23 protein-coding genes and 1 other RNA gene are annotated in these 18915 nt (G+C 56.3%); 16 read left to right on the forward strand and 8 right to left on the reverse strand.

Features of this window, described 5'->3' with window-relative positions; translation table 11 throughout:
- The first annotated feature begins 140 nt into the window (after positions 1–140).
- From J2S62_RS04965 to ssrA, 14 genes are all read left to right on the forward strand, one after another.
- On the forward strand, positions 141–1367 hold the full coding sequence (locus J2S62_RS04965; RefSeq protein ID WP_310172080.1) for a CpaF family protein: 1227 nt from the start codon (positions 141–143) through the stop codon (positions 1365–1367).
- Positions 1364–2212: a type II secretion system F family protein gene (locus J2S62_RS04970; protein ID WP_310172082.1), complete on the forward strand. Its 849-nt coding sequence runs from the start codon at positions 1364–1366 to the stop codon at positions 2210–2212. The genes J2S62_RS04965 and J2S62_RS04970 overlap by 4 nt, the downstream gene beginning before the upstream one ends.
- Before the next feature lie 116 nt (positions 2213–2328).
- Entirely contained in the window at positions 2329–3138 is an 810-nt protein-coding gene (locus tag J2S62_RS04975) for a type II secretion system F family protein (protein ID WP_310172085.1), read from the forward strand.
- Positions 3139–3156: 18 nt separating this feature from the next.
- On the forward strand, positions 3157–3345 hold the full coding sequence (locus J2S62_RS04980; RefSeq protein ID WP_310172086.1) for a hypothetical protein: 189 nt from the start codon (positions 3157–3159) through the stop codon (positions 3343–3345).
- Entirely contained in the window at positions 3346–3723 is a 378-nt protein-coding gene (locus tag J2S62_RS04985; RefSeq protein WP_310172088.1) for a TadE/TadG family type IV pilus assembly protein, read from the forward strand. It abuts the gene before it with no gap.
- Complete coding sequence (locus J2S62_RS04990; RefSeq protein WP_310172090.1) at positions 3704–4129, forward strand: hypothetical protein; 426 nt, start codon at positions 3704–3706, stop codon at positions 4127–4129. The genes J2S62_RS04985 and J2S62_RS04990 overlap by 20 nt, the downstream gene beginning before the upstream one ends.
- Entirely contained in the window at positions 4126–4557 is a 432-nt protein-coding gene (locus J2S62_RS04995) for a pilus assembly protein TadG-related protein (protein ID WP_310172091.1), read from the forward strand. Before J2S62_RS04990 ends, J2S62_RS04995 begins: the two co-directional genes overlap by 4 nt.
- Before the next feature lie 47 nt (positions 4558–4604).
- A complete protein-coding gene (gene prfB / locus J2S62_RS05000) occupies positions 4605–5714 on the forward strand; it encodes a peptide chain release factor 2 (RefSeq protein WP_310172094.1) in 1110 nt (369 codons plus the stop codon).
- Between the two features lie 204 nt (positions 5715–5918).
- A complete protein-coding gene (locus tag J2S62_RS05005) occupies positions 5919–7109 on the forward strand; it encodes an acetyl-CoA C-acyltransferase (RefSeq protein ID WP_310172096.1) in 1191 nt (396 codons plus the stop codon).
- A 148-nt stretch (positions 7110–7257) separates the two neighbouring features.
- Positions 7258–7992: a cell division ATP-binding protein FtsE gene (ftsE, locus tag J2S62_RS05010; RefSeq protein ID WP_310172098.1), complete on the forward strand. Its 735-nt coding sequence runs from the start codon at positions 7258–7260 to the stop codon at positions 7990–7992.
- Positions 7992–8906: a permease-like cell division protein FtsX gene (ftsX, locus tag J2S62_RS05015; protein WP_310172100.1), complete on the forward strand. Its 915-nt coding sequence runs from the start codon at positions 7992–7994 to the stop codon at positions 8904–8906. The genes ftsE and ftsX overlap by 1 nt, the downstream gene beginning before the upstream one ends.
- A gap of 76 nt (positions 8907–8982) precedes the next feature.
- The gene (locus tag J2S62_RS05020) at positions 8983–10605 is read left to right on the forward strand and encodes a peptidoglycan DD-metalloendopeptidase family protein (protein ID WP_310172101.1); all 1623 of its coding nucleotides are present in this window, start codon (positions 8983–8985) and stop codon (positions 10603–10605) included.
- Between the two features lie 122 nt (positions 10606–10727).
- The gene (gene smpB, locus J2S62_RS05025; protein ID WP_310172104.1) at positions 10728–11237 is read left to right on the forward strand and encodes an SsrA-binding protein SmpB; all 510 of its coding nucleotides are present in this window, start codon (positions 10728–10730) and stop codon (positions 11235–11237) included.
- 109 nt (positions 11238–11346) lie between these two features.
- Positions 11347–11714, forward strand: a transfer-messenger RNA (tmRNA) gene (gene ssrA, locus J2S62_RS05030).
- Between the two features lie 153 nt (positions 11715–11867).
- Here the strand turns inward: ssrA and J2S62_RS05035 are convergent.
- The 6 genes from J2S62_RS05035 to aroA form a co-directional block, all read right to left on the reverse strand.
- Positions 11868–12527, reverse strand: coding sequence for a hypothetical protein (locus J2S62_RS05035; RefSeq protein ID WP_310172106.1), 660 nt, complete (start codon positions 12525–12527; stop codon positions 11868–11870).
- 185 nt (positions 12528–12712) lie between these two features.
- Positions 12713–13057: a CrcB family protein gene (locus J2S62_RS05040; protein WP_310172109.1), complete on the reverse strand. Its 345-nt coding sequence runs from the start codon at positions 13055–13057 to the stop codon at positions 12713–12715.
- Positions 13054–13512, reverse strand: coding sequence for a FluC/FEX family fluoride channel (locus J2S62_RS05045; RefSeq protein ID WP_310172111.1), 459 nt, complete (start codon positions 13510–13512; stop codon positions 13054–13056). Before J2S62_RS05045 ends, J2S62_RS05040 begins: the two co-directional genes overlap by 4 nt.
- Positions 13493–14317, reverse strand: a complete 825-nt coding sequence (gene hisN, locus J2S62_RS05050) for a histidinol-phosphatase (RefSeq protein ID WP_310172114.1) — start codon at positions 14315–14317, stop codon at positions 13493–13495. The genes J2S62_RS05045 and hisN overlap by 20 nt, the downstream gene beginning before the upstream one ends.
- Before the next feature lie 24 nt (positions 14318–14341).
- Positions 14342–15436 (reverse strand): ribosome small subunit-dependent GTPase A, encoded by a 1095-nt coding sequence (rsgA, locus tag J2S62_RS05055; protein ID WP_310172116.1) that lies wholly within the window; start codon positions 15434–15436, stop codon positions 14342–14344.
- Positions 15433–16833, reverse strand: a complete 1401-nt coding sequence (gene aroA / locus J2S62_RS05060; RefSeq protein ID WP_310172118.1) for a 3-phosphoshikimate 1-carboxyvinyltransferase — start codon at positions 16831–16833, stop codon at positions 15433–15435. The genes rsgA and aroA overlap by 4 nt, the downstream gene beginning before the upstream one ends.
- Positions 16834–17040: 207 nt before the next feature.
- Here aroA and J2S62_RS05065 point away from each other — a divergent pair, with 207 nt between their 5' ends.
- Both J2S62_RS05065 and rsrA read left to right on the forward strand, forming a co-directional pair.
- Positions 17041–17721, forward strand: a complete 681-nt coding sequence (locus J2S62_RS05065) for a sigma-70 family RNA polymerase sigma factor (RefSeq protein ID WP_310172121.1) — start codon at positions 17041–17043, stop codon at positions 17719–17721.
- Positions 17718–18011, forward strand: a complete 294-nt coding sequence (gene rsrA, locus J2S62_RS05070) for a mycothiol system anti-sigma-R factor (protein ID WP_310172123.1) — start codon at positions 17718–17720, stop codon at positions 18009–18011. The genes J2S62_RS05065 and rsrA overlap by 4 nt, the downstream gene beginning before the upstream one ends.
- Before the next feature lie 63 nt (positions 18012–18074).
- Here the strand turns inward: rsrA and J2S62_RS13575 are convergent, their stop codons facing one another.
- Together J2S62_RS13575 and J2S62_RS05075 are read right to left on the reverse strand one after the other, a co-directional pair.
- Positions 18075–18149, reverse strand: coding sequence for a 50S ribosomal protein bL37 (locus tag J2S62_RS13575; protein WP_379985263.1), 75 nt, complete (start codon positions 18147–18149; stop codon positions 18075–18077).
- Between the two features lie 49 nt (positions 18150–18198).
- Positions 18199–18828, reverse strand: a complete 630-nt coding sequence (locus J2S62_RS05075) for a GDSL-type esterase/lipase family protein (RefSeq protein WP_310172125.1) — start codon at positions 18826–18828, stop codon at positions 18199–18201.
- Between the last annotated feature and the right edge of the window lie 87 nt (positions 18829–18915).

Here is an 18915-nt window from a genome sequence, read left to right on the forward strand (position 1 = left end):
ATGAGATCTGTCTGTGGACAAGCCACCCATTCCTACGGTTATCCACAGCGGAGTGGATCAGGGCTTGCAACTTGTGAAACCTTCTACCAAAGTGAACGTTGTCACAAAGCATTTGGAAGAACAGTTGGTAGTGAAGCTGTATGGAAGCAAAGCAGTTGTTGGAACTTGAAGTGCGCGAACTCATCCGAGCTCGTGGCCTTGATCCAACAGGGCAACCAGAAGAAATACGAGCCCTCGTCGCTAGCGCCGCAGCTGAATATGATGCTCGCAGCATGCAAGCGCCACTACCGATGGTCGAAGACATGGCCTCTACCCAGCAGGCGGTTTTCGACGCAGTCGCGGGTTTCGGACCGTTACAGCCTTTGCTTGATGATCCTGAAGTAGAAGAAATCTGGATCAATTCTCCGACCCAGGTCTTCTGCGCTCGAGCTGGGGTGACAGAGATGACCAATATTTCCTTGACTGCTCAGCAGGTCTCGGATCTGGTGGAGAAAATGCTGAAAAGCAGTGGGCGGCGCCTAGATCTGTCCTCCCCATTCGTTGATGCCGCATTACCTGACGGGTCTCGATTACACGTTGTGATTCCCGATATCACCTCACAACATTGGGCAGTCAATATTCGTAAGTTCGTGGTCCGTGCCCACAAACTCCATGATTTAGTGCGGAATAACAGTCTGACGGCCCAAGCCGCGGCTTTCCTCGATGCTGCAGTCAGAGCCGGACTGAACATCTTGGTTTCTGGCGCGACTCAAGCAGGTAAGACCACAATGCTCAATTGTTTATCCGCCTCGATTGGGCCCCGTGAACGCGTCATTACTGTGGAAGAGATTTTCGAATTGAAAATACCTCAGCGAGACGTGGTCAATATGCAGTGTCGTCAACCGAATCTCGAAGGAATCGGCGAGATATCGCTACGACGTCTTGTGAAAGAAGCCCTGCGCATGCGACCAGATCGCATTATCGTCGGCGAAGTGAGAGAAGCTGAAGCCCTAGATATGTTGGTAGCCATGAATGCTGGATTAGCTGGAATGTGTAGTGTTCACGCCAACTCCGCTCACGACGCGCTGACCAAAATTTGTACGCTGCCGCTCTTAGCGGGAGAAAATATCAGCCGCGACTTCGTAACTCCAACGGTTGCAAGTTGCTTCGACCTAGTCGTGCACTGCGCTCGCAATCCAAATGGCCAGCGTCAAGTTACGGAAATTTTATCGGTAGGAAACCGCGTCGAAGCGGGCTTGATCGAAACCGCCCCGGTATTTCGTATGCAGGATCATCAACTGACTTTTAACCCTACCGGGCTGATGGAGCATCAGAAATACGCTCATGCTGGAATAGACATTCGGAGTGTGCTCGGAGAAGCGGCATGAGCGCGATCCTGGGGTTGTTACTCGGGGCAGGGCTGCTACTTATATGGTGGTCGTGCTGGCCCCGTAAACCCCGAACTTCTGACCCGACGCCATCTAAAGCCCAGCAGCTGATAGCACGAAGCGGGATCCAGCGCATCACAGTAACCGGCGTGGTTACGTTATCACTCGTTGTGGGAACGGTCGTTTTCATAGGCCTCACAGCCTTGACCGGGGCTGCGCCGATTGGTTTGTGCTTCGCTGTATTCGCCGCCGCACTACCGTGGGGCGCGCTCACCTGGCAAGCCAAACGTCGCCAAACAGTCTTGCGTGAGGTTTGGCCCGATGCCATCGACAACCTTCGGTCAGCAATCAGAGCAGGTCTCACCCTGCCCGAAGCGCTCGCCGACTTGGCAGAGCGTGGTCCCGTTGAACTTCGGGAAGCATTTGCCAGTTTCGCTACCGACTACCGATCGGGGGCCCGGTTCAATGATGCACTTGACCGGCTTAAGGATATCCTCGCCGACCCGACCGCAGATCGGCTGGTCGCAGCGCTCCAGGTGACACGCGAAGTGGGCGGGGCGGATATTGGCCGTCTGCTAGAAACACTGTCCGACTTCCTGCGAGATGATGCACGGACTCGAGCAGAACTTGAAGCCCGACAATCATGGACAGTTAATGGGGCACGACTAGCCGTGGTTGCGCCATGGTTAATTCTATTGTTGCTCGCCATGCAACCCGAGGCAGCTGCTGCCTACCAGTCGCTCGCGGGTCTCATCGTGCTGCTGGTGGGCATGGGAGTTTCCATTATCTGTTACCAGCTCATGCTACGGATTGGCTCTCTGCCTCCAGAGCGGAGAGTCTTGTGACGACGATGTGGACAGCTGTATCTCTGGCCGTCGTATGTGGCCTCGGACTGACCATGATCGCGGTAGTCCTCGTGCGTCGAAGTAGACCGAGCTTAATTGAGCGCGTAGCACCACAGATGCGGGCACAGACTACTGCCAAGCACCACGAAACATCGACCTTAACAACACTTGGAACACTTTCGACTCTGGCGGCCCCAGTTATCGAGGTGGGTGTTGCACAACTCAACAAACTCAATCTTGGCAACGCCCAACTTACAGCGCGTCTAGCCCAAGCCGGTTCGAAACTTACGGTGACAGACTATCGAGCACAACAACTCATCATGGCGGTCCTCGCGGCCGCTACCGCCACTACGGCCTGCATCTGGGCGGCCATAAACTACAGCCTGCATCCGCTGGTGGGATTGATCATGATCTTGGCCGTGACGCTCCTGGCATTTTTCCTACGAGATAATCTTCTGACTGCGCAAATCACAAAGCGGCGCGCCACCATCCTCGCGGAATTCCCTACGGTGGCGGAACTCTTAGCCTTGTCCGTCACAGCTGGAGATTCAGCGCAGGGGGCCGTCGAACGGGTCGTGAACACCGCCCGTGGAGAGCTGGCCTATGAATTCAATGTGGTGCTTGCTGACGTCCGTTCAGGAGACAGTCTCACAACGGCGCTCAAGTCTTGTTCAGATCGGCTCAAACTCCACTCCGTTGAACGCTTCATCACAGGTCTAACAGTGGCCTATGAACGTGGCACGCCGTTAGCCGGGGTACTTCATGCTCAAGCGATGGATGTGCGTGAACTTACCAAACGAGAACTCCTCGAGGTAGCGGGTAAGAAAGAAATCAATATGCTTGTCCCGCTTATCTTTGGCATTATGCCCCTCACGGTGGTGTTTGCCGTGTTCCCAGGCCTCTCATTACTCAATATCGGAATCTAATCTCGAAAGGAACCCACTATGCACCTCATTCACAGCCTCATTGGATATTTCTCTATCGACCGTCTCGCCGACGAGAGAGGTGATGTCCCCGGGTGGGTGATGATCACCTTGATGTCAGCGATACTAGTTGCCGGACTTATTGCCCTGGCCGGTCCGGCTCTCAATGGCCTCTTTGAAGACGCAATCGCACGGGTGTCTGGAGCCTAAATGCGGCGGCGAGAGGATGACGGTGCCATTGTCGCGGAATCGGCAATGATTATCGCACTGGTCACGTTGCTGTGCGGCACTATCTTGCAGGTGGGGGTTATCATCCACACCAAAAACACACTGATCGATGTGGCCTCCGCAGGAGCTCGTCATGCTGCGCTGGCGGATCGTAACCTGGCGGAGGGGCAAGATCGAACCGCGATGCTGCTTGCAGAAGCCATTCCAAACTCTGGAAATGCGCACATCCAGGTCGCTCGCGAATCTGACGGGGAACGCATCACCGTGACGGTCTCGCATCGCGTGCCGCTGTTTGGATTCCTGACCGGACCAATCCCGTTGTCCGCTACCGCCCAGGCATATGATCTCACACCACAATGACACCGGCTCCGCCACAGTAGAATTTATCGGCCTGACAGTGCTGTTGCTTATCCCTGCGATGTATGTGCTGATTACCATTTCTCAGTTACAAGCGGCAGGTTATGCAGCCGTTGCTGCCTCAGATCAGGCCGCAAAAACTGTTGGCCACACGAGTGCGGAGGCAGACGCCGAGAGTCGTGCTGTCAGCGTGGTCCATCTCACTGCTCAGGACTATGAACTCGACCCCGACATGACGACCACAACGATCGACTGCAGTAACCCAGTCTGCAGCACCCCAGGAACGCGTATCAGCGTGCACGTCAGTATCGATGTTCCGTTGCCCTTAGTGCCTACCTTCTTTGGTACCCCCACCAGAATCGCCACCATGAGCGCTACAGGTCACCACGTCATCGGAGAGTTCGAATGATCCAGAAATTCCGCGACGATGATGGACAAACTTCCATCTTTATAATCGGAGCCACGGTTGTCATTCTGCTCTTCGCTGTGACAATCGCAGCCATCACGTCGGTCACCCTCCAGCATCGCAAGTTGCTATCTTTGACCGATTCAGCAGCCCAGAGCGCAGCGACCGCTTTTACAGTAGCCAGCCCCGAGCAACTGTCTCTATCCATCAATCCCGTATCCGCTAGCAACCAAGTCGCCCAACATCTCAACGATGTTGACGCCGCCCAGCGTTTTTCTAACCTCAGCATCGACTCGGTACAAGTAGTGGACGATACAAGCATTGTGGTCCAGCTTTCAGCAACTGCACATCCTCCTATTGTCAACTGGATGCTGCCCGCCGGGGTGCGCGTCGTGGCAGAAAGTACAGCGCGAACGCAACTAGAGCAGTAACAAGAAAGTTATGCGCCTTAGCGCATTTCGCGTATCCTTGAGAAATAATGGCTGATATAGACTTTTCCGCAGAAATCGCAGACCTGCGTCACACCTACGAATCCATCGAGGCCGTATCTGATATCGATCAGATCCGCGCCGAGATCGCTGAGCTTTCCGAACAGGCCAGCGCCCCCGACCTGTGGAATGATCCCGCAATCGGACAACAGGTTACTTCAGCCCTGTCTCGTAAAGAACACGAACTTGAACGACTCACCTCGTTGTATAACCGCATCGACGACCTCGAAGTCATGGTGGAACTGGCCCAAGAAGGCGCAGACGCTGATCTGCGAGCCGAGGCCATGGGTGAATTGGAAAGTATCAAAAAATCGCTTGGCCAGCTCGAAACCGTAACGCTGCTCAGCGGTGAGTACGACGAGCGCGAAGCCGTGGTCACTATCCGTGCTGGAGCCGGGGGAGTGGACGCCTCCGATTTCACCCTGATGCTGATGCGCATGTATCTACGGTGGGCAGAACACAACGGATACCCGACTCGGGTTATGGATACCTCGTATGCTGAAGAGGCAGGACTGAAATCCGCGACCTTCGAGGTGAACGCTCCATACGCGTATGGCACCTTGTCTGTTGAAGCCGGTACGCATCGACTGGTACGCATCTCACCGTTCGATAACCAGGGGCGCCGTCACACCTCGTTTGCTGCAGTTGAAGTTGTCCCGCTGATCGAATCGGACGACTCTATTGAGATTCCGGACACCGAATTGCGCGTGGATGTCTTCAGGTCTTCAGGACCCGGAGGTCAGCACGTCAATACCACTGACTCGGCGGTGCGACTCACTCACCTTCCGACCGGGATCGTCGTATCGATGCAAAATGAGAAGTCGCAGCTCCAAAACCGTGCAGCGGCCTTGCGTGTTCTCAAGTCACGCTTGCTGTTGTTGCGAAAAGAACAAGAGGATGCCAAGAAGAAGGAACTGGCCGGTGACGTCAAAGCCTCTTGGGGCGATCAGATGCGATCTTATGTGTTGAATCCGTACCAGATGGTCAAAGATCTTCGTACGAGCCACGAAGAAGGCAATCCGGAGAAGGTCTTCAACGGCGAAATAAATGACTTTATTGACGCAGGGATTCGTTGGCGAGCCGAAGCTCGTCACGACTAACAGAGCTCCGAGGGCAGACTCTTAGAAACCCCTGAAACACTCCGCTGGTGCGTCTCTCGGAGCGAGTCCAAGCTTCGATAGCGGCACGTTTACAGTTAGACGACGTTCACACCAGACGTAAATCTAAGGCTATACAAGTGACCGGCTGTGGCGCTTCTTACGCTAGACTATGTGGGGTACCACACACAGAATTTAGGAGTCACTTTGCCTACGTCACCACGCGACGCAGTGATTATCGGCGGATCTCGCACCCCATTCGGACGCCTTCTAGGTGCGCTAGCCGACTTCACAGCCATCGATCTGGGCGCGCACGCTATCAAAGGCGCACTTGAAGATGCCGGCGTATCCGCAGAAGCCGTTGATACGGTCATCATGGGTCAGGTCATTCAAGCCGGGGCCGGTCAAAACCCCGGACGTCAAGCAGCGCTGCAAGCAGGAATCGGCCGCAACGTTCACGGCATCACAATTAACAAAGTATGCCTATCGGGCGCCACCGCAGTCATTGACGCAGCCCGACTGATCGCCCTGGGAGATGCCGATGTGGTTGTGGCCGGCGGCCAAGACTCCATGACAAATGCTCCGCACATGATCCCCGGTGCTCGGCGGGGTCATAAGTATGGACCTGTTACCATGCTCGACGCTACTGATCATGACGCTTTGGTCGATCAGGACAGTGGCGGCTCCATGGGGGTACTTACCGAAGAGGGCAACCAAAAACACTGCATCGATCGGCAGAGCCAGGATAAGGTTGCCGCTTTATCGCATCAGCGGGCAGTGGACGGTGCAGCAATGCGTGCCGAGGAAATCAGCCCGGTGGAGATACCGCAGCGCCGTGGTGAGCCCATCGTCGTCGATAGTGATGAAGGGGTGCGCGAAGGCACCACCGAAGAATCGCTAGCCAAACTGCGCCCAGCGTTTGCCAAAGATGGCACTGTCACAGCCGGGAACTCTTCACAACTTTCTGACGGCGCAGCAGCGGTGCTGGTGGTATCGCGCGAATATGCTGAACAACACGGTCACACCATCCTAGCTACGGTCGCCGGTTACGGGCAGGTCGCAGGCCCGAACGATGCCCAGTTGCATTCACAACCGTCGAACGCGATTCTGAGCGCCATTAACCGTGCCGGGTGGTCCACTACCGATCTGGACTTCATAGAAATCAATGAGGCCTTCGGCGCGGTGATAGTCCAATCGCTGAAAGACTTAGGCGACTACCCGCTTGAGCAGACCAACCCTTATGGTGGAGCGATCGCCTTAGGACACCCAGTGGGAGCCTCTGGCGCTCGCCTCATTCTGACCGCAGCCAAAGAGCTTGGTCGCCGAGGATCCGGCAAAGCCGCCATCGGTCTTTGTGGTGGTGGCGGCCAAGGCGAAGCCGTTTTGCTGAAACTTTAATAAAAAACTCAACACGCCGACTGCACCAGCCCCAAGATCCCACGGATGTTATCGAACCGTGACTAGTCTTGAAGGGCTGGTGCTTTTGCTTCCCCAACCCTGACCGGGCGCCAGTGAATCGTGTGCCGATTCGGTCAAGGAAATACACATGATCCGATTCGAAGATGTCACGAAGGTCTACGACACGACCTCGCGTCCCGCACTCAATGGAGTGACCACGGAAATAGAGCGTGGCGAATTCGTGTTCCTCGTCGGTCCCTCTGGATCCGGGAAATCCACTTTTATCCGACTCGTCCAGCGCGAAGAAAAAGCCTCCACGGGTACCGTCTATGTTTCCGGACGCGACGTCGCCCGCCTCTCTTCATGGCGTGTTCCGCATCTTCGGCGCGACTTGGGCGTCGTCTTTCAAGACTTCCGTTTGTTACCGAATAAAAATGTGTTCTCGAATGTCGCGTTCGCGATGCAGGTGCTGGGGAAGCGCCGCGGCCTCATCAACCAAGCTGTCCCAGAAGTGCTCGAGACTGTGGGATTACAAGACAAAGCGCGCCGCTTTCCACACGAACTTTCCGGTGGTGAACAGCAGCGTGTGGCAATCGCTCGTGCTGCGGTGAATAAGCCCGCCATCTTGCTTGCGGATGAACCGACTGGAAACCTCGATCCAGACACCTCTTGGGGCATCATGGAAGTCTTGGACACGATTCACCAAAACGGCACCACCGTCGTCATGGCGACCCACGATCACGAAATTGTAAATACCATGCGTCGGCGTGTGGTTGAACTGGAAGCCGGTAAAATACTTCGCGACGAACCCGAAGCTGGGTATCAACCAGCTGACAATACCGCAAAACTGCAGTCTCGCCTGAGAAAGTCAGAGGTACGGTAGTGCGGTTTGCGTTTATCCTGTCTGAGACATTTTCGGGAATTCGCCGTAACCTCTCGATGGTTATCTCGGTTATTTTGGTGACCTTCATTTCTTTGACTTTTGTGGGGTCCGCTGGGCTTTTGCAAATGCAAATCAACCAGATGAAGGGTTACTGGTACGACCGGGTCGAAGTTGCGATTTTCCTGTGTAACGACACTTCTACGGCCGCCAGTTGTGCCGGCGGGGCCGTGACCGACGGCCAGCGCGAGGCTATCGAGGCGCAATTGGAGTCCCCACAGGCCGCAGCATACGTAGAAAGCTACGAGTACGAGTCTCAAGAACAAGCCCTAGAGCTGTTCCAGCAGCAATACTCCAACCTGGACATGGCCGAAAGTGTCACCGCTGACCAACTGCCAGAATCATTTAGGGTCTCACTGGTCGATCCAGAGCAGTACGAAGTCGTCAACGAAATGTTCTCTGGAATGGCCGGGGTCGAAGTGGTCTCGGATCAGCGAGAACTCCTAGAATCGTTATTCTCACTCATGAACATCGCTTCTGTCATCGCTATCGCCTTGGCAGTCATTATGTTAATCACGGCTATCTTGCTCATCGCGACAACCATTCGTCTGTCGGCATTCTCGCGTCGACGCGAAACCGGGATCATGCGACTCGTAGGGGCATCTAAGACCATGATTCAGTTGCCGTTCTTAGCCGAAGGTGTCGTCGCTTCGCTCCTCGGGGCGGCATTAGCATCTATCGCCACGTGGGCCATTGCGAAATTCTTTATCGCGGACTGGTTGGCAACTGAATATCCCCAGACAGGTTTCATCACCTCAACGGATGCGTTATTACTCGTCCCGCTGCTATTTCTCATCGCGTTGGTCTTAGCCGCGCTGTCATCGATGTTGACACTTCGTCGGTACTTGAAAGTTTAGGTTTTAGAAAACATGGTTATGACCGGGCAACTGACTACACTTCCCCCGAGTGCACTGGCGCGTGTCTGAAGGAGACATGAATATGATTCAACGACGGTTCTCAAGTGCTCTTGCCGCAGCCGGCATTGTAGCCGTATTAGGGGTCACCTCCGTGGTACCCGCTTTTGGGCAAGATCGAATTGATCGGCTCGAGCGGGAACTCGAAGACTCCAAAAACGAGCGAAACAGACTCGACAATTCGCTCTCCGATCTGACGGACGAGAAAGAGAACCTCGATTCAAAGCGCGGCGACCTCAACGCTTCGCTTGAAGGTCTTGATGAGGACATTGCGCAAAAGGTCACCGAACTGCAAGACCTGCAAGATAAGCTGCCCGCCGCACAGCAGGCCGTTGAAGATGCCGAAGCGCGCGTTGCAGCGGCTCAGCAAGAAGTCAGCTCGCTCAATAACCGAGTAGCAGACGCCGAGAGCCGCCTTGCCGATATCCAGCAGGAAATCGCGGAGTCGCAAGAAGCGTTGGACCTTGCCGCGGATGAGGTAGGGCAAATCGCAGCCGAAGCGTACAAATCGGGCGGGGTAAACGACCTTTCCTTCATCCTTGGCGTCTCTGATTCCTCACTACCCGAAGCCATGGGGATGGCACAGCAAGCTTTGCGCATTCAGGAGCATCAGATCGCGGATGTCTCCCAGCAAAACGCTGAAGATATGAACGCCCAGGCCCGTCTGGAAGCTGTCGAAGCTGAGATCCGCGAGCTCAAAGCGCAGGCTGAAGAAGCGCTAGCTGCGGAACAACAAGCCCGCGATGAGGCCAACGAAGCCAAGGCTGAGCTGGATGGCATGATCGATACCAATGAGCGCCTCACCGCTGAGCTTGAGGCCGAGCGTCCTCAAATCGAGGCTGCCATTGAAGAGAACCGCCAAGAAGCCAGCACCGTAAACGAACAGATCTTGGAACAGCAGGAGAAAGTTAACGCCCGGTCTTCTGAAATCTCAGCGTTGCAGCGCGAATACGAAGATGCTGTCGCTGAAGCTGAAGCAAAACGTAAGGCAGCCGAAGAAGCGGAACGTAAAGCCCGTGAGGCAGAACGCCAGGCAGCAGAGCGTGAGGCAACGCAGCGGCAGAAAGAGGCTGCTGAAAAAGCTCGCGAAGAAGCTAAAACTGCGAACGACGACTATGAGGAAGCGGAAGAAAAAGCTACTGAGACGGCGGCTCGGTCCGCCAGCAGTGGAGGAAGTAGCGGTAGTTCATCGAGCAACAGTGGCTCAACGAGCAACAGCGGGAGCAGCTGGGGCCTGATCGTCCCGATCAATACCTACGTCACCTCCGGCTTCGGCTGGCGTCCGACTCCGGCTGGAACCTATGACTACGGTGGTCGCGGTGGCTATGTCCATACCGGTATTGATTACGGCGGTGGCTGTGGCATCCCAATCAAGGCTGCACGTTCCGGGACTGTCATCAACGCTGACTGGGCAGTCTCAACCGCAGGAAACCGTGTAGTCATTGACCACGGCAGCGTGAAAGGGAAACTGCTGGCGACCAAATACCACCATATGACCCGCTATATTGTGAGCCCGGGACAGAAGGTCTCGCAAGGTGAGGTCATTGGCTACACGGGCACGACCGGAAACTCCACTGGATGCCACCTGCACTTCGAAACTCTGGTGAACGGTACTCCGGTCAACCCTGCAGGGTTGCTCTAAACTTAAGCTCCTACGAAGCGCGTTGACGCCCCCGCTCGATATCTTCATTGAGCGGGGGCGCTGCGTTGACAGGGGCTGTATACTAGGACGTTGGACGAATTCGTCATGCGGAAGGAGAATACATGTCCAAGAAGTCTGGTCGCAGTAAGCCTGCGAATACAGATCGACAGGTGATTGCTACCAACCGCAAGGCACGTCACAACTACAACATCAAAGACACCTATGAAGCTGGTTTAGCGCTCATGGGAACCGAAGTGAAGTCGCTGCGTGATGGTCAGGCCTCCATCGTTGACGGCTTCGCGATGTTTGCTAAAGACGAGTTATGGCTCGAGAACGTCTACATCCCGGAATATGGGATGGGGTCGTGGACCAACCATCAAGCTCGACGCCGTCGGAAGTTACTTCTTCACCGCAGTGAGCTGAATAAACTCCAGCGTGAGCTCGACGCAACGGGTACCACCATCGTCCCGCTGTCGCTGTACTTCCGTGATGGAAAAGCGAAAGTCGAAATCGCGCTGGCTGAAGGTAAACGTGACTACGATAAGCGTCAGGCGCTTCGCGAGGCCCAAGATAAACGAGAAGCCCAACGTGCCATGCGAGAGGCGAACCGCCACGGTCGCTCAGCACTTTAACGCATGAGGTTTGGGAATAAAAAACTCCCGGCCGGAGTTGTACATGATGTGCTTCTGCGTTACAGTAGAAGGTCCTGGCAAGGCCAGGTGCTGTTAGACAACAGAATATGGGGATGATCGGTTTCGACGATGTGAGTTGCCGTAAGGGAAGCGTGCCGAGGACGCAAAGTTATCTCGTAAACACCCTTTGCAAAAAAATCAAGTGCCGATTCTAAACGCACTGACTTCGCTCTCGCTGCCTAACTAGCGACCGAGTCCGTCAGCCTAGGTTTGCTATTGACCTAGATCCTGGCGTCGTTTAAATAGCCACTGTCCGTCGCCCCTGTCGGGGGAAGCGACGGAGACCTGAAGCCGACTAGACCTAACAGTTGCTCGTCTGCGAGTGACTGAGGTCGATAAAACTCCATGCAGACTGCGCACGGAGAAGCCTTACGAATACCACATCGGACCCGGGTTCAATTCCCGGCATCTCCACAAGACAAAGCCCGTCACCGTTGAGGTGGCGGGCTTTTTCGTTCCTATCATGCGGAATCAGCCCGACGTCGAATCGGCTAGAAAGTTGATCTTCCCAGCTGGCTGTACCAGTAATCTGCTGAACCGGTTGTACTTTGTGTACGGTCTTTCTGGAAATTAGTACGCGTCGAGGATGCCGCGTTCAAATTGGTCGGGTGTTGCGGTGAAGGCACGCGTTGTCTCCTCATCCTTGACGGTAACGGCCTCCAGCTCGGAGTGTTCTTCAAGAGCAGCTTCGAAAATGTGAAACCCGAATTGCTGCAATCCTTTATCGCTGTTTGGATTTACGAAATAGTCATCTAATGCAGCTTGCTCCAGCGTCACGACGATCTCACCCGGCTCACCGTCCGCGAAAGACTGGGCATAATAATGCGGATGCACTATTGCATCCGGGCACTCAGCGTCATGGGTGTCTAACCAAATTTGCGCGACTTCTCGGGCTAGCCCGGTCCCGCCGTGCTCAGGGTCGTTAACGTCCCAGGCAACACAATACTTGTCCCACGCGGCCTCCGGTCGACCGTTTTGAAGTGCGACGGCCTTTGCTTCCTCGGGATCTGTGATCGCGGCTAGTTCCTGGTCTCCCGGGCTCTCAGCTGAGGCGGAAGGCTTTTCTAGAGCCTCTAGCGTTTCTAACTGTTTTTTCGTCGCTGCGTCCTCTTTCAGGCGCTCCGCGTGAGCTTGAGACGCGTCGTCTTTAGCACTGTCCGCTGTCGCACATCCGGTGAGTGTAGCTGCGGCGAGCAAGACGCTCACACCTAGGGGACGAGTGAGTGTCACGGGTGTTCCACCTCCTGCTGTAATGGTGGCCAACTTACCACTACTACATCTACCGGTTAGCCCTTTAACACGAGCTGACTGGCGCGTATTAGTCCGTAGGCAGCCGGGTCTGCGGGTGCACCGGAGTGCCGAGGGCTCGGGCATCCAGACCATGCAGGGCCGGGCCAGACCATATGGAGTATGCCCTAACCCAACAGTACGATTGAGCCCAACAACCCGAAACAGCACGCGAGACTTGATAGTCCCACCTGGAGCAACCAGGTGCGAGCCACCTTGCGTGTGCTCTGGATTCGCTGCTCTGCAGCTGCGAGGGCAACTGTCGCGTACGTGGTCACTGAGCCAGCGAAACCGCCGAGGACAATGAGAACCACTGTTGGGTCAACGTTCACGAAATAGTCGAAACCGAGAACAGCTCCGGCAAGGAAAGATCCGGCGATGTTTACCACCAAGATGCCGCTGCGAGGCAGGTAGATATCGGCGACATAGCGCAGGACGGCTCCTAGCCCTGCGGCTAAACAAAACCACATCATGACCGGCTCACCGCCAAACGAGAACCGAGGTGTTTCGCTCCGATAGTGATCACCGTCGTAAGCCATAGGAAGACAACGATAAGAAAAACCGTGATGATAAGGGAGACGACGGTGAACCCCAGTGTGGCCGAATGAACCATGCCCTGTCCGAGCGTGAAGCCGACCACCACGACGGCCAGCGCCGACATGGTAGTGAAGGAGCCCAGAAAACCAGTGGTGACTCCCTTTTGCAATGGCTCTGGCCACGGGCGATGCGCTGTGTACCCGGCGACTAACCCCAGCAGTGCGGCACCCAAAACATTCACGATAGCAGTCGAAACTGGGTCGAGCTCGGCCACGGGCTGGATAGGCAGAGTCGGCCAGGGCAGAAAGACCCTGGCTGCTGCCCCGAGCATACCGCCCAGCGCGACAGCTAGCAGGGTAGTCGGACGGAGTTTAGGCTCGAGATTGGCCACGCAACGCCGGGTTCAGACGTTCAAGTACGTCAGGGTGCAGGTGCGTATTCGTGGCGAGGCCGTGTCCTCCCCAGGGTCCGGGTTCGCCGTCCAACGAGGTGAAGGTCCCGCCGGCTTCGGTGACGATTGGGACCAGGGCGGCCATATCGTAGAGTTCGAGTTCAGGCTCGCAGGCAATATCGACGGCACCTTCGGCCACCAGCATGTAGGACCAGAAGTCGCCGAAAGCGCGCACCCGCCAGACGTCGGTCGTGAGTTCGAGAAACTCACTGATATTGCCGCGGTCGCGCCAGCCTTCAAGAGAAGAAAACGATAGCGAGGCATCGGAGATGTCGGTGACGTCAGAAGCGTGGATGCGGGTGGCGTTCGACAGGGACTTACCGGTGTAGGCGCCTCCGTCCTCATAGGCCCACCAGCGGCGGGATAACGCTGGTGCGGAGACGACACCGACCACGGGACGATCGTCATCGACTAATGCGATCAGGGTGGCCCACACAGGAACCCCACGCACGAAGTTTTTGGTCCCGTCAATCGGATCGATGATCCAGCGCCGCTTGCCCGACCCGGTGGTGCCGTATTCTTCACCGGTGACAGCATCTCGTGGGCGGGCCCGTTTGAGCTGTTGACGGATCAATTCTTCGGCGGCCCGGTCGGCGTCAGATACCGGTGTCATATCCGGTTTCGTGTCGACTTTGAGGTCGACGGATTGGAAACGCGACATGGTCAGCGCATCAACGGAGTCGGCGATGACAAGCGCGAGGTTGAGATCCTCGCGGTAGCCCTGGCGGGATGGGGTCAGCTGCATAGTGGGGAGTCTTTCGTGTTGGGGTTATTCAAAGTCGTCAGTTTCTAACCGGTTGGTCAACAGTCTGCGCAATGAGGCTAGCCGTTGCGGTCCGGCCTCTCCGGCGTGGCCTGCGGCCACCCACGCATCGAGAGCACAACCTGGAGAATCTGCTGTGTGGGTACAACCGCGCGGACAGTTCGCAATGGCCTCGGCCAAGTCTTCGAATGCGGCAACGACGGTATCCGGATCGACCAGACCCATCCCAAAGGAGCGTATCCCAGGCGTATCGATCAGCATGGAGGTGCCCGCCTGGTTGAGTGGAATGCCCAACGCCGACGACGAAGTGTGACGGCCGCGTCCGGTCACGACATTGACATGTCCCACTGCTCGGTCTGCGCCGGTCAAGGCGTTCAGCAGGGTAGATTTTCCCACACCAGACGGTCCGATAAGTGCCGAAATGTGTCCCGCCAACCGCTCTTGGAGAGCATCCAGGTCTGCCGGACGCAGGATGGGGGAGACGTCGTCGCTGTCGGGGTTGAGAGGCCCGATGGTGAAGATTTCTAGATCCAGATGATTGTAGTGTGCGATCAACTCGGTGGGATCGGCCAGGTCAGTCTTGGTAATGCACAGCACCGGTGTGATTCCGGCGTCGAACGCGGCAACCATGGCCCGATCGATAAACCCGGTGCGAGGTTCTGGATTGGCGGCAGCTACGACAATGATCAGCGTGTCGGCATTGGCCACCACGACCCGCTCATACGCATCAGTATCGTCTGCGGAGCGACGCAGCACAGTTTCTCGGGGCTGTAATCGCACAATCCGGGCTAGAGTGCCTTCCTCACCGGAGGTGTCACCGACGAGGTCGACGAGATCACCGGGCACAATCGAGGTGTTGCGCATTTCGCGTGCGCGCATCGCGGTAATATAGCGCGCCTTGGTTCCGGGGGTCTTTTTGGTCTTGCGTTGGGCGGCTAGATAGATAGTGTAACGGCCCCGGTCGACCGTTGTGACGCGTCCGGTGATGGCGTCTTCGTGGGCGGGCCGGTCTTTGGTCCGTGGTCGGGTGCCGTGTTTCGAGGGCCGTTTCGGGACCGAAGATTCATCGTAGCGGGAGTAATCGATACGATAACGACTCATGCGCGAATTCGTCCTTCACCGGCAGCGAGTTTGGCCCACGCGATGGGGAAATCTGGCATAGTTTTGGCGGTGGTTGCGACATCGGTGACGACGGTGCCATCCACGGCCAGTCCGATGAGCGCTCCGAAGGTGGCCATGCGGTGGTCAGCGTATGACTCGAGTGTGGCGGGATGCAGCTCGTACCCGCCCGAGAAGGTGAGGTAATCGGGGCCTTCGTCGATGGTGACGCCAAGCTTTTGTGCTTCGGTCCGCAGGGCGGTAAGTCGATCAGTTTCGTGGCCCCGTAAGTGCCCGATCTTGGTGAGACGAGTCTCCCCGTCGGCCAGCAGTGCCAGGGCGGCGGTCGTCGGGGTCAGTTCAGCTAGGTTTTCTAGCTCGCCTGCGCCGGTAAGCACGGGACGCCCCGCAGCTGTGCGCGTGCCCGAAACCGTGAGATTGCCATAATCTGTGCCGGGTACGGGGTCGAACGTGACGGTAGCACCAAATGCGGGCAGGATCTGGCGCCAACGATCGCCGATCTGGGTGGTCTCGAGTGGCCAGTAGGGCACGGTGACGGCCCCACCTGTGATCACCGCGGCGGCCAAGTATGGTCCGGCATTTGATAAATCAGGCTCGACGGCCGTATCGACGGCAGTTATCGGACCGGGCTCAACCACCCATCGGTTCGGTTCTGGCGTGTGCACGACCACACCGGCGGCCTCCAGCACCTTGACTGTCATGTCGATGTGCTCGGGGCTGGGTGTGTGCTCTCCGGTGTGTCGGATATCCAGGCCGTTGGTAAAGGTCGCACCGACCAGTAATAGTGCAGAAACAAATTGGGAGGAACCACCTGAGTCGATAGCTACGGCGCCTCCGGCGGGGGAGCCCTGCCCGTGGACGGTCAGGGGCAGCCTGCCAATGGGCTCTTGGTCCTGGGCGGTGATGTGGACGCCTGCTTGAAGAAGACCATCGATCACCGGGCCCATGGGTCGGGCATAGGACTGCTCGTCACCGTCGATGAGCACGGTGGCGTTCGTGGTGGCTGCTACACCAGGAATAAACCGCATCACGGTCCCGGCCAAGCCGGCGTCAATGGTGATCTGACCGGTGGTGGCACCCAAGCTGATGGGTGTGACGTCAAGGACGGTGGGGTCGTTATCGACGGGTGTGAACTGGGCCCCTAGCGCGGTGAGCGCCTCGATCATTAGGTCGGTGTCGCGCGAGACTAAGACGCCGCTTAGGCGGCTGGGTTGCTGAGATAAGGCTGCGAGGACGAGGTGTCGGTTTGTTAATGACTTGGAGCCGGGTAGTGCCACGGTGGCATTGACTGGCTGCGTGGTGAAGGGAGCTGGCCAGGCTTCACCGGGGGCGGGCGTCATTGGGACCAACAGGGCCTCTTTCATAAGATTCGGTGACATGATCAACTCCTTCAAAGATACCCTGTTCTCGCTGTCAGCGTGGCAGTTCAGCCGGCATAAAGGGAATAATTACTGATGTTTGCTCGCTGTAGTTGCTAGACGAACACATGCGGTCGTAAAACCAGGAGGTGTTGCAGCATCGTGCTCACCATGACTGCGCCGACAGAATCATCGCATTTGGCTGTTTTGGGACTAGACTTGGCTGGGATGACTCATTTGCCTTCTGATATCCCTGCAGCCGATGACGGCTCTCGTGTTGATCCGAAAGCTGAGACAGACTCACAGCGTCGAGCTCGTTTCGAACGAGACGCGATGCAGTATCTGGATCAGCTGTATTCCGGTGCGCTTCGGATGACGCGCAATCCGGAAGACGCCGAGGATTTAGTGCAAGAGGCCTACGCTCGGGCGTACTCTTCATTTCATCAGTACAAGCCTGGCACCAATTTACGGGCCTGGCTGTTCCGGATCTTGACGAACACCTACATTAATATCTATCGGAAACGTCAACGGCGTCCGCAAGAAGCCGATGGCGATGGATTAGAAGACTGGCAGATGGCACGTGCCGCTGACCATACCGCCACCGGGTTGCGTTCAGCTGAGACGGAGGCGTTAGATTATCTCCCCGATAGTGACGTCAAAGAAGCACTGGCGGAGATCTCGGAAGATTTCCGCATCCCAGTGTATTTAGCAGATGTCGAGGGGTTTGCGTATAAAGAGATCGCCGACATTCTGGATGTTCCCATAGGGACGGTGATGTCTCGACTCCATCGTGGGCGTCGTAGTTTGCGCGAGTTGCTCACCGACTATGCTGCCGAGCGCGGCATTGAAGGCGCAATCGCATTGCAAAAAGAACAACAATCAGACGCATCGGAGGAGGCCCAAAAATGACCTATGAGACCCAGCACGTTCGGACCGAGTCCGACCAGTACGACACAACCGGCGGGTGCCCAGAGGCTCGCATGGATAGCATCTATCGCTACCTCGACGGTGCTTTAGATACCGCGGATCTTGAGGAAGTTAAAGCACACATCCAGAATTGTTCGGAGTGCCAGTCTGAACATGACTTAGAACTGATCATCCGTGACGTGGTTAAACGGTCATGCGATGAAAAAGCTCCCCAGAGTTTGAAGACGAAAATTATGCAGCGTATCGAGCAGTTGAAGACCAACGACCGCTAACAGCCTGCACATATACAAAAAGTCTGAACTATGAAAGTTCAGACTTTTCGTATTTAATGCCGGCTAGGCGTTTGGACGCTTGCCGGAGTTGGCACGGTTCTTGCGACGATCCTTGCGTTTACGACCACGTTTACTCATCGTGATACTCCTTTCGTTCAATGGCTCCAGAACAGTGTACCACCCACTGTTAGCGATGAATATTTGGGTCAGTTATCCCTAACCATTCGAACCAACCCCGGTTCAGCACCAGCCATGCGATCAACCCGTAGGCGGCTTGACCGGGCAGCCCGTCGTTGATCATGACGTCTTCGTTAAAGTTTTGGTGATTCACCAGATCGGTGAACGCGTCAATGTAAGGGACTTCGCGGCGCACGGCGACATCTTGGTATGCGGCGTTGAGTTGTGCCAGATGTTTATTGACCGCGGTGTCTTGTGCGGGGGTGGGGCCCACCACGAAGGTCGCAATATTATGTTGGGCTGCCCGGTCAAGTGTGTTGGCCAGGTGCAGCCGGGCGCGTGCTGAGGATCCGGCCATCTCAAGTGGATCCTGTGGCACTGCCAGGAGCATACGGTTCTCTGTTTCATCGGTGGCCAGACGGGGCAGCACCTCGTTCTCCCAGCGATCTGCAAGTTGTGCTGTGGTTTCGCCGGGAAAGACCAACGGATAGGACTCGATGAGTAGGTCCGGTGCCTGGGTTTTTGCCAGCACGCGGCCAAGCCATCCGAGACCGCGGGCATCACCGGCACCGGTGAGGGTTTGGGCACCGACGGAGAATAATCGGATGTTTCGAGTGTGCACGTATTTTGCCTCTTTCACGAACCGGTATTTGTTCTACTGTAGCGCTCGGAAGTCGAAATCTGCGGTTAAATGCTTGTGGCGGCCCAATTCGTGGGCCGCCACAAG

Source organism: Enteractinococcus fodinae, from assembly GCF_031458395.1.
Taxonomy (GTDB): domain Bacteria; phylum Actinomycetota; class Actinomycetes; order Actinomycetales; family Micrococcaceae; genus Yaniella; species Yaniella fodinae.